The organism is Agrobacterium sp. O3.4 (assembly GCF_041414895.1).
GTDB lineage: Bacteria > Pseudomonadota > Alphaproteobacteria > Rhizobiales > Rhizobiaceae > Agrobacterium > Agrobacterium cucumeris.
In genome coordinates, this window is sequence record NZ_JALPZP010000008.1 from 151,268 (window position 1) to 165,026 (window position 13,759).

Below are 13,759 nucleotides of genomic sequence, written 5' to 3' on the forward strand. Positions count from 1 at the left end.
CTCTGCCACTGTGCAGGCCGCTACTCACCCCTGATGGGATCTCAAGGCGAAGAGGAACCAGATGTTGGCGCCCGCCTCTCTATCGGTATCGGGTAGAGGCAGATGGTACGGAGGGGCGGGATCCTACGCCTGCTCGGCATATCGGTCGATATTTGTGTCGAGAAGTTCCAGCAACTGGTCGCGTCCGGGATCACGAACAGCTCTTGCCCAGGCTGCGGCAAGAGGCAGTTTCCGGAGTGAAATGCCGCCAACCGTCATGAGGGGAACGAAGGTCACCCCGGATACCGCGAGTTTCGCGGTCCAGCGGGGGACGATGGCAGATCCGATACCTGCCGCAACGAGGTTGATAATCGTTTGTTTCTCGTCAGCAATCTGGGCGATGCGCGGGTGTAGTCCGGCGTCCTCGAAAAGTTTCATGGTCAGGTCATAGCTGTGCGGGCGAGAGCGACGCTCTGGAACGATGAGGGGCTCGTCGCGCAGTTCATCGACGGAGATCCGCTCGCGGGTCGCGAGCGGATGCGTGATAGGCAGTGCAATAACGGGTGTTTCCTGCGTGAGGGTGCGAATATCCAGGTTCCGGTTCAGTCCGTCTCGAGGTCGAATGAAGACGATATCCAAACGCCCGGCAATCAGTTTTGGAATGAGACGTATCGATTTGTCTTCGACAAGTTGCGTGATGATCCCGGGGCATCGCTCCCGAAAATCATGCAGCAGCGGCGGTATAAGACCTGCTGCAGCGCTGTCTATTGCACCTATGCGGAGCACGGTCGCCTGCTGAGTTTTCCTTGATCGAAACTCTTCCGCAAGTGTCTGGAGACGATGAAGAAGGGGCCTCACCTCCTCTAGCAGGGCGACTCCATCTTCGGTCAGGGCGACACTTCGGGTTGTCCGAGACATGAGGCGAGTGCCGAGCGACTCCTCCAACAGTCTTAAATGCCGTCCCAGCGATGCAGGTAGCATTCCCATTTTCTGCGCAGCCCTACCGAAATGCAGTTCTTCGGCCGCAGCGACGAAGCATTTTAATTGTTCCAGTTCCATGACATGCCCTTATATCATTTAATTATATAATTGAAGCATTGTCGCTTGGGAGAAAAGTACGAATTAACGTCCTCCCCAAAGGCGCAGGAGGTGCGCCCAACGGATCATTGGGAGGAGTTCGCTATGAACAGCGACCTGGAGACGCGCGTTCTGCGCAAAATCACTCTGCGCATCGTGCCATTTATTATGCTGCTTTATTTTGTAGCATTCCTGGACCGGGTGAATATCGGTTTCGCCGCATTGACCATGAATCAAGACCTCGGTTTTTCGTCGACCGTCTTCGGTATCGGAGCAGGCATCTTTTTCGTCGGCTACTTCCTGTTCGAAGTTCCGTCCAACCTCATTCTCAACAAAGTCGGTGCGCGCATCTGGATTGCCCGCGTCATGATCACCTGGGGGATCGTTTCCGGCCTTATGGCCTTTGTGCAGGGAACAACCAGTTTCTATGCTTTGCGCTTCCTGCTCGGCGTCGCCGAGGCAGGCTTTTTTCCCGGGATTATCCTCTACCTGAGCTTCTGGTTCCCGGCTCGTCGACGTGCGGCAGTGACCGCGATTTTCATGGCCGCAGCCCCGCTGTCGACCGTGCTCGGTTCGCCGATCTCCGGAGCGCTTATGGAGATGCATGGATTCCTCGGTCTTGCAGGCTGGCAATGGATGTTCCTGATTGAAGCCGCTCCTGCGGTCATCCTCGGCGTCGTCGTCCTCTTTTACCTGACCGACCGTCCGGAAAAAGCCAAGTGGCTCTCGGAAGATGAGCGCAACTGGCTTGTTAAGACTATGAACGCAGAGCAGGCCGCAAAGGGCAAGGCCAGCCACAGCATCCTGGCAGGGCTCGCCGACATCCGGGTCATCGCACTCGCCCTTGTCTATTTCGGCACGTCCGCCGGTCTTTACACCCTTGGCATCTGGGCGCCGCAGATCATCAAGGAGTTCGGCCTGTCATCCCTTCAGGTCGGCTTCATCAACGCGGTACCGGGCATCTTCGCAGTTGTTGCAATGGTTCTCTGGGCACGTCATTCCGACAAGACCGGTGAACGGACCTGGCATGTGGTCGGCGCTTGTCTGCTTGCGGCAGTCGGGCTTGCCTTTGCCACGGGTGCGACAAGCGTCTTGACCGTCCTTATTGCGCTGACGCTGGTTAATATCGGCATTAGCTGCTCGAAGCCGCCGCTCTGGAGCATGCCCACGCTCTTCCTGTCTGGACCAGCGGCTGCAGCCGGTATCGCTACCATCAACTCGGTCGGTAACCTGGGCGGCTTCGTCGGCCCCTCGATAATCGGCTGGATCAAGGACACTACGGGCAGCTTTGCGGGCGGGCTCTACTTCGTCGCCGGTCTGCTGGTCGTATCCGCGATCGTGACGCTCGTGTTGTCGCGCACCGCACCGGAAAACGGGGGCAAAGTCGCCCCGGTCCAACATCGTTAAATCTCAAAGTGGAGAAAAGACATGCGTGAATACAAGATTGCAGCGATCCCCGCGGATGGGATTGGCCCTGAGGTGATAGCGGCGGGTCTTCAGGTTCTGGAGGCGCTGGAACAGCGAAGCGGTGACTTCAGGATCCACTCCGAGACCTTCGACTGGGGTTCGGACTATTACAAGAAACATGGCGTAATGATGCCCGCCGACGGGCTGGAGAATCTGAAGAAGTTCGACGCGATCTTTTTCGGAGCAGTCGGCGCCCCGGACGTTCCCGACCATATCACGCTCTGGGGCCTGCGCCTGCCGATCTGCCAGGGGTTCGACCAATACGCCAATGTGCGCCCGACGAAGATCCTGCCCGGCATCACGCCGCCCTTGCGCAATTGCGGCCCAGGCGATCTCGACTGGGTGATCGTGCGGGAGAATTCCGAAGGCGAGTATTCCGGCCATGGCGGCCGCGCCCATAGGGGCCTGCCGGAAGAGGTCGGCACGGAAGTGGCGATCTTCACCCGCGTCGGCGTCACCCGCATCATGCGCTACGCCTTCAAGTTGGCCCAGGAGCGTCCACGCAAACTGCTGACCGTCGTCACCAAGTCGAACGCCCAGCGCCATGGCATGGTGATGTGGGACGAGATCGCCGCGGAGGTGTCGAAGGAATTCCCGGACGTCACCTGGGACAAGATGCTTGTCGATGCGATGACAGTGCGCATGACGCTGAAGCCGGATACGTTGGATACGATCGTGGCGACCAATCTGCATGCCGACATCCTGTCGGATCTGGCCGGTGCGCTGGCCGGCTCGCTCGGCGTCGCGCCGACCGCCAACATCGATCCGGAGCGTCGCTTCCCGTCGATGTTCGAACCGATCCACGGCTCGGCCTTCGACATCACCGGCAAGGGCATCGCCAACCCGATCGCCACCTTCTGGACGGCGGCGCAGATGCTTGAGCATCTCGGCGAACGCGAGGCCGCGGCGCGGCTGATGAGTGCCGTCGAGCGCGTGACCGAAGCAGGCATCCTGACCCCTGATGTCGGGGGCACCGCCAACACCAAACAGGTCACCGATGCCGTATGCAACGCAATCGCAGGGTCCAATATCTTGAAGATGGCCGCTGCAGAATGACCTGGAACGATGTGTCCGCTCGCCAGGTGCTGCGTCGAATTTTCGACGCAGCCGTTGCCAGCGCGGATCCGAAAATAGCTGTTGTCAACAACCTCCCAGAGCGTCCCAGAGGTCGCTGCGTTGTGGTGGGAGCGGGCAAGGCGTCGGCTGCTATGGCGGCCGCGGTCGACGCCGCCTGGCCCGATGTCGATCTCTCGGGCATCGTGGTCACTCGCTACGGCCACGCCGTTCCGGCGGGGCGCATCGAAATCCTGGAGGCCTCCCACCCCGTCCCGGATGAGATGAGCATCAAGGCTGCAGAGAAGATTTTCGCCGCCCTCCAGGGCCTTAGTCCGGACGATCTCGTGGTGGCTCTCATCTCCGGCGGCGGTTCGTCATTACTTGTCTCGCCTGCGGGCAAGATGACTTTGGCCGACAAACGAGCGGTCAATCAGGCGCTGCTTGCCAGCGGTGCCACCATCTCCGAGATGAATACCGTCCGCAAGCATCTTTCCACTATCAAGGGAGGACATCTGGCCCGCGCAGCACTGCCGGCAAAACTGGTGACACTGGTCATCTCCGACGTGCCGGGTGACGATCCATCGGAGATTGCCTCGGGTCCAACGGTCGCGGATCCTACCACTTTGGCAGACGCAGCAGCCATCGTCGCCCGCTACGGCATTGTCCTGCCCGATTCTGCGCGCGCAGTGCTGGCGCAAGGAAACGAGACACCGAAGGCAGGGGAGGTTGCAGGCAAGATTCGGCTGGTTGCTGCCCCCTCGATAGCGCTCGATGCGGCCGCCGCGGCCGCGCTGGAAGCCGGTTTGCGTCCACTGATCCTCGGAGATGCCCTGGAAGGTGAGGCTCGCGAAATGGGGCGTGTCATGGCAGGCATCGCACTCTCCGCCCGCGAGAAGGGCCTGCCTGTAGCAGCACCTGCCGTCATCCTGTCCGGTGGTGAGGGTACCGTTTCCCTTGGTGCCATGACCGAGGGGCGAGGTGGAAGAAATACGGAATTCCTTCTCAGCCTTGCTGTTGCCCTCAAGGGAGCTTCCGGCATCTGGGCCATCGCCGGTGACACCGATGGTATCGACGGTGTCGAGGATGCTGCGGGGGCGCTGGTCGCGCCGGACAGTCTTATCCGAATGCGTGATGCTGGTATCGATCCACGGGCGACCTTGTCTGCCCACGATAGTTACACGGCCTTCAAGGCCATCGGCGACCTGGTGGTCACAGGCCCAACGCTCACGAACGTCAACGACATCCGCGCAATTCTCATAGGTTAGGTTTGAACATGTTCATACGCAACAACCGGCGATCGAAGATCGTCGCGACGGTCGGACCGGCGTCAAGTTCGCCCGACATGCTTCGCTCGCTGTTTCTCGCCGGTGTCGATACGTTTCGCTTGAATTTCAGCCATGGTGCCCGGGCCGATCACGCGGAAGTCTACAGGAACATCCGAACTCTCGAGCAGGAGCATGATGCTGCTATCGCCGTGCTGCAGGATCTTCAGGGTCCGAAGATCCGGATCGGAGTTCTGGCACATGGCAGGCTCGATCTCGCACGTGGATCCACCATCGGATTTATCCTTGGCCGCGAGGGTGGCGACGGAATGAACGACATTCCGCTACCACATCAGGAAATCTTCGAGGTGGCGGTGCCCGGGATGGACCTCCTGATCGACGACGGTAGAATAAAAGTCCGGATCATGGAGGAGGTGGACGGGCGGCTTGTTTGCGAGGTCCTCAATGGAGGCGCCTTGTCGAACCGCAAGGGTGTCAACGTGCCCGGCGCTATCCTCGACATTTCCCCGCTCACGGTGAAAGATCGTGAGGACCTGGAATTCGGGCTCGAGCTTGGCGTCGATTGGGTCGCGCTTTCTTTTGTCCAGCGTGCACGCGACATGATGGAAGCCCGGTCCCTCGTTGGAGACAGGGCTGGCCTCATTGCTAAAATCGAGAAACCGTCTGCCTTCGATGACATCGACGATATTGTTAGGCTTTCGGACGGCATCATGGTTGCGCGAGGCGATCTCGGCGTCGAGATCCCGCCGGAGGATGTGCCGGGTAAACAGAAGGAAATCATCCGCGCATGCCGCCTAGCGGCCAAGCCGGTGATTGTTGCCACACAGATGCTCGACTCGATGGTCAGTTCGCCAACGCCGACGCGTGCTGAGGCCTCGGACGTTGCTGGTGCCATCTATGATGGGGCGGATGCGGTCATGCTTTCGGCTGAGTCCGCAACAGGCGCCTTTCCGGTGGAGGCGGTCGAAATGATGAACCGGATCATCGAGAAGACGGAGAAGCACAAGCACTACCGGCCGATCCTTGAGGCAACGGAGCCCGATGTCGCTCAATCACCGCCGCATGCGGTTGCCACTGCGGCCGCCAACGTTGCCGTGGCCCTGGGATCGCCGGTTGTGGTGGCCTATACATCGAGCGGAACAACCGCGGCCAGAATCTCGCGTGCTAGACCGGCATTGCCAATTCTGGCGCTCACTCCGTCCGAACAAGTCGCGCGCCGGCTCAACATGTTCTGGGGGGTGGTCGGCGTGCGATCACAAGATGTCCACACCTATGAGGCGTCGCTGCTTCATGCGCAACAGGCGGTGAAGGAAGCAAAGCTGGCAAGTCCCTCCGATCACATTGTCATCGTGGCGGGATTTCCATTCGCGCAAAGGGGCAGCACCAACAATCTCCGCGTTGTGCAGATCGCCGCAACCGACAACCTAGAGGTTGCGTAGATTGTATCGAGCGATAAGGGGGATGAGTGCGTCATGCGCGTGTTTGCGGTGCAGCCGTGCGGCGCGGCTTGCAGCATCCCCATCACCCTGCTCGATTGCCTCTATGATTTCCCGATGCTCACCGGCCGAGTGCAGCGGCAAGGGCCGTAGGTTGAGGGTGAACATGCGGGCGCGATGCAATTGATCGGCGACGGTCCCCGCCATCCGCATGAGGCGGCTGTTTCCGCTCTCAGTTACGAGGGTGTGATGAAAATCCTCATCGGCGACAGCCCATCGTGGAAGGTCATTGTCCGCCAATGCCTCAATCATCCGCTTCGTGGCGGCCTTCAGAAGCTGGATGACCGGTGCGCGTTCCTCTATCGGCAATCGGGCGAGCCGTGCCGCCGCTGCACCCTCGAGCGCGGTGATGACTTCGTAGATCTCTTCGATATCCGCGGGAGACAGGGCGCAGATGATGATGCCCTTCTTGGGAAGTATCCGGACCAGTCCGTCTTCCTGCAGTCGCGCCATGGCTTCGTGCACCGGGGTTCGGCTCATGCCGAGCTGACGTGCAATTTCAATTTCCGCGGCTTGATACCCGGGGGGAAAGGCGTTGGAGCGTATCGCATCCTTGATGGCTAGATAGGCGGCAGAAACCCTACCCGAACCGTTAATGTCGGAGTTTGCTGAATTCTGTTCTGTGGCCGGATCGCGTGGCGCGGCTCCGGGAATGTCGATCGTCTTGATCATGAACTGCCTGTCGCTGTGTCAAGGCTCGTTATAGCCGCTCTCTCGGAGCTTGACAAACCGGCGCGCATAAATAAATGTAAACTTGCATGCAAGCTAGCATGGAAAAGGATGTGGAGGCATCCTTCGCGATCTCAGGGAGGAAGCGCGATGAAAAAGGTACTGTTGTCCCTCACAGGTGTCCTGTTTGCCATGTCCAGCCATATGGTGCTGGCGCAGGAGAATTATCCTGATCGACCCATCACAATCGTGGTGCCTGCAGCCGCAGGTGGACCGAGTGATACCGTGGCGCGCCTGGTGGCACAGTCGATGTCCAAGACCCTTGGCCAGCAGGTGCTGATCGAAAACATGGGCGGCGCCGGCGGCTCTCTTGGTGCCGCAACAGTGGCGCAGGCCGACCCCGATGGCTACCGGTTGCTGCTCTACCATATCGGCGTAGCAACCTTCGCTGCACTTTACCCGAACCTGACCTACAAGCCGATCGAAGACTTTTCGAGCGTCGGGCTGATTACCGAGGTCCCGATGACGGTCGTCGGCAGGAAGGACTTCGAGCCGAAGACGTTCACCGATCTCGTTTCATATGTGAAGGCGAACGGGCCTGCCGTCACCTTCGGGACCGCCGGCACGGGTGCCGTTTCCGATCTCTGCGGCAGGTTGCTGCAGGATGCCCTCGACACCAAGATCACACTGGTACCTTACAAGGGCATGGGTCCCGCGATGACCGATCTCATCGGCGGCCGCATCGATCTCGCCTGCGACCAGACGACCAATACGATGACCCAGATCAAGGCCGGCGAAGTTCATCCCTATGCGATCACGACGAAAGCGCGGATCGGCGTTCTGCCGGATCTTCCGACCGTCGCGGAGAGCGGCCTGCAAGGGTTCGAACTCAGCGCCTGGCATGCGCTCTGGGCGCCCAAGGAAACGCCTGAAGCCATCCGCAACAAGCTCGCAGACGCGCTCCGCGCCGCACTCAAGGATCCGGTCGTGATCGAGCGTTTTGCAAGCCTTGGAACCGCACCAGTTTCGGAAGACCTAGCGACACCGGCGGCACTTGACCAGAAGTTCGTGTCTGAAGTCGAGCGACTGACGAAGCTGATCAACGAGAGCGGCAAGTAAGCTCAGTTGGGTCGGCGGCTGGCAATGCGCCGCCGACCCGTCACTCGTCATGACAACGAGCCATGAACCCGGCGCTTGATGCTGAGCGCGATATCCTCCAATAGGAGCTTCCCATGCGTGAATACAAGATTGCAGCGATCCCCGCGGATGGGATTGGCCCTGAGGTGATAGCGGCGGGTCTTCAGGTTCTGGAGGCGCTGGAACAGCGAAGCGGTGACTTCAGGATCCACTCCGAGACCTTCGACTGGGGTTCGGACTATTACAAGAAACATGGCGTAATGATGCCCGCCGACGGGCTGGAGAATCTGAAGAAGTTCGACGCGATCTTTTTCGGAGCAGTCGGCGCCCCGGACGTTCCCGACCATATCACGCTCTGGGGCCTGCGCCTGCCGATCTGCCAGGGGTTCGACCAATACGCCAATGTGCGCCCGACGAAGATCCTGCCCGGCATCACGCCGCCCTTGCGCAATTGCGGCCCAGGCGATCTCGACTGGGTGATCGTGCGGGAGAATTCCGAAGGCGAGTATTCCGGCCATGGCGGCCGCGCCCATAGGGGCCTGCCGGAAGAGGTCGGCACGGAAGTGGCGATCTTCACCCGCGTCGGCGTCACCCGCATCATGCGCTACGCCTTCAAGTTGGCCCAGGAGCGTCCACGCAAACTGCTGACCGTCGTCACCAAGTCGAACGCCCAGCGCCATGGCATGGTGATGTGGGACGAGATCGCCGCGGAGGTGTCGAAGGAATTCCCGGACGTCACCTGGGACAAGATGCTTGTCGATGCGATGACAGTGCGCATGACGCTGAAGCCGGATACGTTGGATACGATCGTGGCGACCAATCTGCATGCCGACATCCTGTCGGATCTGGCCGGTGCGCTGGCCGGCTCGCTCGGCGTCGCGCCGACCGCCAACATCGATCCGGAGCGTCGCTTCCCGTCGATGTTCGAACCGATCCACGGCTCGGCCTTCGACATCACCGGCAAGGGCATCGCCAACCCGATCGCCACCTTCTGGACGGCGGCGCAGATGCTTGAGCATCTCGGCGAACGCGAGGCCGCGGCGCGGCTGATGAGTGCCGTCGAGCGCGTGACCGAAGCAGGCATCCTGACCCCTGATGTCGGGGGCACCGCCAACACCAAACAGGTCACCGATGCCGTATGCAACGCAATCGCAGGGTCCAATATCATCTGAACGGGAGGAACCGTCAGAGGAGGCCAGAGGGAGGAGACCATGGCTACACTCGAAAAGCACACCCGGAGAAACCTGATTGCCGGTGGCATATTCATTGCTATCGCAGCCGCATTCGCTGCGCAGGGTCTGCGGTATGAGTTCGGGACCGCGACACAGATGGGGCCGGGCTTTTTTCCGGTCGTTCTAGCGTTCGTCTTGGCCGCACTGGGCAGCGTCATCTGCCTCGATGGTTTGCGCAGTGAACCGGAGCCAAACGATGGTGCCGTTGCCTGGCGTGGAATCGTCCTCATCTGTCTCGCACTTGCCATCTTTGCAGCCGGAGCCCGGGATCTTGGACTCGTACCCGTCGTCCTTCTTTGCACGTTCATGACAGCGCTCGCGTCTCGCCGAAACTCGCTGGTATCGGCGGCTATGATGGCCGCCGTCATCGCCACTCTTTGCTATCTGGTCTTTAAAGTGGGGTTGGCAATTTCCATCCCGGCTTTCGGGCCGGTCTTCGGACTTTGAGGTGCCAGCCATGATGGATCTTGTCTCGAATCTTGCCCTCGGCTTTGAAACGGCCCTCACGCCGATAAACATCGTCTGGTGTTTTGTTGGAGTGCTGCTCGGAACACTTGTTGGCGTTCTACCAGGTATCGGGCCGACGGCGACGATCGCAATGCTCTTGCCGATCACTTTCACCTTCTCGCCGGTCACGTCGCTGATCATGCTGTCGGGCATCTATTACGGCGCCCAATACGGTGGGTCCACGACGGCAATCCTCATTAACCTGCCCGGGGAGAGCTCTTCCGCCGTGACTGCGATCGATGGCTATCAGATGGCCCGAAAGGGGCGCGCTGGTCAAGCATTGGCAACTGCAGCGCTCGGATCGTTCTTCGCGGGCTGCGCCGCAACCTTATTGTTGGCAATCGCCGCTCCGCCGCTTGCTTCTATCGCGCTTGAATTTGGTGCACCGGAATATTTTGCCCTGATCGTTCTCGGGCTTCTCGTTTCGATCTCGCTCGCTCACGGTTCAGTGCTGAAGGCGCTGGGCATGATCGTAATCGGCTTGCTCCTTGGGACGGTAGGCCAGGACATCTATACGGGCGAGGAGCGCTTCACATTTGGTCGCCTGGAATTGTCACAGGGGATCAACTTCGTCTCGATTGCCGTCGGCATCTTCGGGGTCTCCGAAATCTTCCGCAACCTTCAGGCTGAACACACGCGCGAAGTCGGGGTAAAGCACGTCACGAACCTTTGGCTGACGAAAGATGATTTTCGGCGGATTATCGGCCCTGTCCTGCGGGGAACGGCGCTTGGCTCGCTTCTCGGCGTATTGCCGGGCGGCGGCCACGTACTGGCGTCCTTCGCCAGCTACTCGGCCGAAAAGAACCTGTCGAAAAATCCGTCAGAGTTCGGTCACGGTGCGATCGAGGGCGTGGCGGGCCCTGAAAGCGCCAACAACGCCGCGGCACAGACATCCTTTATTCCGTTGCTCACCCTCGGCATTCCGGCCCATCCGGTCATGGCACTCATCGTCGGCGCCTTCATCCTGCAGGGGATCACGCCCGGACCGGACGTCATTACGAGCCAGCCGGCGCTGTTCTGGGGTATCATTGCTTCGATGTGGATCGGCAATTTGCTGCTCGTCATCCTCAACCTGCCGCTGATCGGCCTGTGGGTGAAGATGCTGACCATCCCCTACCGTATGCTGTTCCCGGCCATCGTGATTTTTGCCTCGATCGGATGCTATTCGATCAACAACAATCCGTTTGACGTCTATGCGATCATCATCTCCGGCATACTCGGCTATGTCCTGATCCGTGTGGGCTGCGAACCAGCACCGCTTCTCTTGGGCTTCGTTCTTGGCCCTCTGCTCGAGGAGCATCTCCGTCGAGCGATGATCATCTCGCGCGGCGACGCGACGGTGTTCATCACAAACCCTATCGCGGCGTCGCTGCTCGGTATGGGTCTGGTCTGCGTATTCCTAGCGCTCCTACCGTCGATACGTTCCAAGCGCGATCAGGTGTTCGTGGAGGATGACTGATGCCGGACATTTTCATGTCCTCGGGCCCAAGGCGAGTTATCAAGTTATGGGTGGGGGAGCTACCTTCCTTAGTGAACGCCGAATGGTATGATTTCTCTTAGTTTCCATAATCGTGGCTATGCCGACGGCTTAAAGATTCAACGCCTTACATGTTGTGGGGAGTCATGGGTCGTAAGTTCGTATCTCATCAAGAGCTATATGCGGCCAGAAACCAACGGTCGAAAAAGTTTTGAGCAAGACCGAGCATCGAATCCGCGGAAACCGTGACCTGTGGGGGGCGCTACGTCGTAGAGGAGGAGATGTAAGAGCTTGCACAGGCTCGGATGGCTGTCGGCTTGATAGCTACTCAGCGTCCGACTTCCCAGCCTCCTTCCCCATCGCATCCGCGAACTTTCGCATCAACCGAACAAGATCGTCGATTTCCGCCGGCTCCCAATTCGCAAAAACACCAAGGGCGATCCTTTCTCGTGCAACATCGATCTTGTCGGTCATCGCCTTGCCCTTCGCCGTGACAACAACTTCATTTACGCGACGGTCAGCCGGGCTTTGCCTGCGTTCGGCAAGCCCGAGGCTCTCCAACTTCGCGACCTGGCGACTAACCGTGGTGTAGTCCCGCCCGACGCCGGCCGCCAATTCCACAATGCCGATCGGACCGCGCCGCTCGATCCCGACAAGGAGCGGGAATAGAGCTCGATCTAGGGCGATTCCTGCCTCCCGAACGAGCGCCTCGTCACGTTGGGGTCGGTTCATGAGCGTGACGATATCGATTAGCGAACCGTGCAGTTCACGGACCTTTTTGCTAATATGTGTAATTTGCACATTATTCCTTGACGGCATAGCGCTTCTCCTATTATGTGCATAATACACACATGGAGAACGACATGACAAACGAATTCGAAGCAGATGTGCTCATCTGCGGCGCGGGAGCGGCTGGCCTTACGCTAGCAATAGAACTGGCGCGGCGAGGGGTCTCTTTCCGCCTGATCGACAAGACGCGCGAACCGTTCCCGGGCTCGCGAGGCAAAGGCATTCAGCCAAGGACGCAAGAGGTCTTCGAGGATCTCGGTATCCTGGATAAGGTCGTCGCGGCGGGGGGCGTTTACCCAAGGATGCGCGAGTATCGCGACGACGGCAGCTTCATGGAGAAAGATTTTGGGGAGCGGGCTCAGGCGACACCCGCGGAGCCGTATCATATTCCGCTGATGATCCCGCAGTTTCTGACTGAGAAAATCATGCGGGACCGGCTGGCGGAGCTGGGTGGGCGGGTTGAGTTCGGAAGCGAGTTGACGGGCTTCGAGCACGATGGCGACGGAGTTACGGCGCGTCTTTCTGGTTCAGGCGGAGCGGAGACGGTTCGCGTACGCCATCTGATCGGCGCGGACGGAGGTCGCAGCTTCGTAAGACACGCACTTGGTATCGCGTTCCCCGGCAAAACCCTGGGCGTGCGCGCGATTGTCGCTGACGTTGGCCTGACCGGCCTAAGCCGTGATGTTTGGTGGCAGTTCAACACCGGTGACATGCAGCGGATGGTTGCCATCTGCCCGCTCATGGGTACCGATCTGTTCCAGATACAGGCGCCGGTCTCTGCGGATGGGGACCCGGACCTTTCAGCAAATGGTTTGGAAAAGCTGATCGTCGAGCGGACGGGCCGCAACGAGGTGAAGGTCCACGACGTCAGTTGGGCATCGGCCTACGCTATGAACGCCCGACTAGCCGACAGATACAGGGTCGATCGCGTATTCTTGGTGGGCGACGCTGCTCATATCCACCCGCCCACCGGCGGTCAGGGACTCAATACCAGCGTTCAAGATGCCTACAATCTCGGCTGGAAGCTCGCGGCCGCGCTTTGTGGAGCCGGCGATGAACTTCTCGACACCTACCAGGCCGAGCGCCGTCCTGTGGCGGAGGAGGTTCTGGGTCTGTCAAGTCGACTGCTCGAAGCGGGAAAGCATGGCGAGATCCGTCGCGGGCGCGAGGTGCAGCAGCTCGACATCGGATATCCGCAATCGCCTCTCGCCTTGCGCGCAGCAAGCCGCAACAGCGGTCTGCAGGCGGGCGATCGCGCACCGGACGCGCCCATTAAGGGGGCAGGAGGGCAGCCTTCGCGGCTCTTCAGCTTGTTCATCGGGCCGCATTGGACGCTGCTCGTAAACGGAGAATGGAGCGTGGCATCGCGGCCGGGATTGCATATCCACCGCCTCGGCCAGCGCGGCGACGTGCTCGATGCGTTCGGTCATATCCGAGCCGCGTACGGATTGGAGGCGGATGAGTGCGTCCTCATCAGACCAGACGGGTATGTCGGTGCGATTCTGGCTTTTGACGCGGAAGGCGTGGCGCAACTGGAAGCCTATCTCGAACGCGTGGGCTTGCCGTCAGGCGAGGCCGTATAGGGGGGGA

12 protein-coding genes are annotated in these 13,759 nt (G+C 59.9%); 9 read left to right on the forward strand and 3 right to left on the reverse strand.

The features are described from left to right. Positions 1 to 123 precede the first annotated feature (123 nt). The gene (locus M0412_RS24320; RefSeq protein WP_269703717.1) at positions 124 to 1,038 is read right to left on the reverse strand and encodes a LysR family transcriptional regulator; all 915 of its coding nucleotides are present in this window, start codon (positions 1,036 to 1,038) and stop codon (positions 124 to 126) included. Between the two features lie 123 nt (positions 1,039 to 1,161). Between M0412_RS24320 and M0412_RS24325 the strand changes: the two genes are divergently transcribed. Genes M0412_RS24325 through pyk form a run of 4 tightly spaced genes read left to right on the forward strand, consistent with a single transcriptional unit; the run spans position 1,162 to position 6,301 of the window. Continuing rightward, entirely contained in the window at positions 1,162 to 2,463 is a 1,302-nt protein-coding gene (locus M0412_RS24325) for an MFS transporter (RefSeq protein ID WP_269703719.1), read from the forward strand. Positions 2,464 to 2,484: 21 nt separating this feature from the next. Beyond that, positions 2,485 to 3,579: a tartrate dehydrogenase gene (locus tag M0412_RS24330; protein ID WP_283159215.1), complete on the forward strand. Its 1,095-nt coding sequence runs from the start codon at positions 2,485 to 2,487 to the stop codon at positions 3,577 to 3,579. Beyond that, positions 3,576 to 4,844, forward strand: a complete 1,269-nt coding sequence (locus M0412_RS24335; RefSeq protein WP_269704323.1) for a glycerate kinase — start codon at positions 3,576 to 3,578, stop codon at positions 4,842 to 4,844. The genes M0412_RS24330 and M0412_RS24335 overlap by 4 nt, the downstream gene beginning before the upstream one ends. Positions 4,845 to 4,852: 8 nt before the next feature. Further along, positions 4,853 to 6,301 (forward strand): pyruvate kinase, encoded by a 1,449-nt coding sequence (gene pyk, locus M0412_RS24340; RefSeq protein ID WP_269704321.1) that lies wholly within the window; start codon positions 4,853 to 4,855, stop codon positions 6,299 to 6,301. On the opposite strand, the gene M0412_RS24345 is transcribed toward pyk, so the two are convergent. Beyond that, complete coding sequence (locus M0412_RS24345) at positions 6,287 to 7,030, reverse strand: GntR family transcriptional regulator (RefSeq protein ID WP_269704319.1); 744 nt, start codon at positions 7,028 to 7,030, stop codon at positions 6,287 to 6,289. The two genes, pyk and M0412_RS24345, sit on opposite strands and share 15 nt — an antisense overlap. A gap of 147 nt (positions 7,031 to 7,177) precedes the next feature. Here M0412_RS24345 and M0412_RS24350 point away from each other — a divergent pair, with 147 nt between their 5' ends. The 4 genes from M0412_RS24350 to M0412_RS24365 all read left to right on the forward strand — a co-directional run bounded on the left by M0412_RS24350 (position 7,178) and on the right by M0412_RS24365 (position 11,362). Continuing rightward, a complete protein-coding gene (locus M0412_RS24350; protein ID WP_269704317.1) occupies positions 7,178 to 8,146 on the forward strand; it encodes a tripartite tricarboxylate transporter substrate binding protein BugD in 969 nt (322 codons plus the stop codon). 113 nt (positions 8,147 to 8,259) lie between these two features. Then, a complete protein-coding gene (locus tag M0412_RS24355) occupies positions 8,260 to 9,336 on the forward strand; it encodes a tartrate dehydrogenase (protein WP_283159216.1) in 1,077 nt (358 codons plus the stop codon). A gap of 39 nt (positions 9,337 to 9,375) precedes the next feature. Beyond that, complete coding sequence (locus tag M0412_RS24360; RefSeq protein ID WP_269703803.1) at positions 9,376 to 9,843, forward strand: tripartite tricarboxylate transporter TctB family protein; 468 nt, start codon at positions 9,376 to 9,378, stop codon at positions 9,841 to 9,843. Between the two features lie 13 nt (positions 9,844 to 9,856). After that, entirely contained in the window at positions 9,857 to 11,362 is a 1,506-nt protein-coding gene (locus M0412_RS24365) for a tripartite tricarboxylate transporter permease (protein ID WP_269703813.1), read from the forward strand. 342 nt (positions 11,363 to 11,704) lie between these two features. Here the strand turns inward: M0412_RS24365 and M0412_RS24370 are convergent, their stop codons facing one another. Beyond that, entirely contained in the window at positions 11,705 to 12,199 is a 495-nt protein-coding gene (locus M0412_RS24370) for a MarR family winged helix-turn-helix transcriptional regulator (RefSeq protein ID WP_269703801.1), read from the reverse strand. Positions 12,200 to 12,243: 44 nt separating this feature from the next. On the opposite strand from M0412_RS24370, the gene M0412_RS24375 reads away from it, so the two are divergent. After that, positions 12,244 to 13,752, forward strand: a complete 1,509-nt coding sequence (locus M0412_RS24375; protein ID WP_269703799.1) for an FAD-dependent oxidoreductase — start codon at positions 12,244 to 12,246, stop codon at positions 13,750 to 13,752. Positions 13,753 to 13,759 lie beyond the last annotated feature (7 nt).

Excerpts from the sequence above, each read along its gene's own strand:
- M0412_RS24320 (WP_269703717.1), bottom strand. The coding sequence starts at position 1,038 with ATGGAACTGGAACAATTAAAATGCTTCGTCGCTGCGGCCGAAGAACTG.
- M0412_RS24325 (WP_269703719.1), top strand. The coding sequence starts at position 1,162 with ATGAACAGCGACCTGGAGACGCGCGTTCTGCGCAAAATCACTCTGCGC.
- M0412_RS24330 (WP_283159215.1), top strand. The coding sequence starts at position 2,485 with ATGCGTGAATACAAGATTGCAGCGATCCCCGCGGATGGGATTGGCCCT.
- M0412_RS24335 (WP_269704323.1), top strand. The coding sequence starts at position 3,576 with ATGACCTGGAACGATGTGTCCGCTCGCCAGGTGCTGCGTCGAATTTTC.
- pyk (WP_269704321.1), top strand. The coding sequence starts at position 4,853 with ATGTTCATACGCAACAACCGGCGATCGAAGATCGTCGCGACGGTCGGA.
- M0412_RS24345 (WP_269704319.1), bottom strand. The coding sequence starts at position 7,030 with ATGATCAAGACGATCGACATTCCCGGAGCCGCGCCACGCGATCCGGCC.
- M0412_RS24350 (WP_269704317.1), top strand. The coding sequence starts at position 7,178 with ATGAAAAAGGTACTGTTGTCCCTCACAGGTGTCCTGTTTGCCATGTCC.
- M0412_RS24355 (WP_283159216.1), top strand. The coding sequence starts at position 8,260 with ATGCGTGAATACAAGATTGCAGCGATCCCCGCGGATGGGATTGGCCCT.
- M0412_RS24360 (WP_269703803.1), top strand. The coding sequence starts at position 9,376 with ATGGCTACACTCGAAAAGCACACCCGGAGAAACCTGATTGCCGGTGGC.
- M0412_RS24365 (WP_269703813.1), top strand. The coding sequence starts at position 9,857 with ATGGATCTTGTCTCGAATCTTGCCCTCGGCTTTGAAACGGCCCTCACG.
- M0412_RS24370 (WP_269703801.1), bottom strand. The coding sequence starts at position 12,199 with ATGCCGTCAAGGAATAATGTGCAAATTACACATATTAGCAAAAAGGTC.
- M0412_RS24375 (WP_269703799.1), top strand. The coding sequence starts at position 12,244 with ATGACAAACGAATTCGAAGCAGATGTGCTCATCTGCGGCGCGGGAGCG.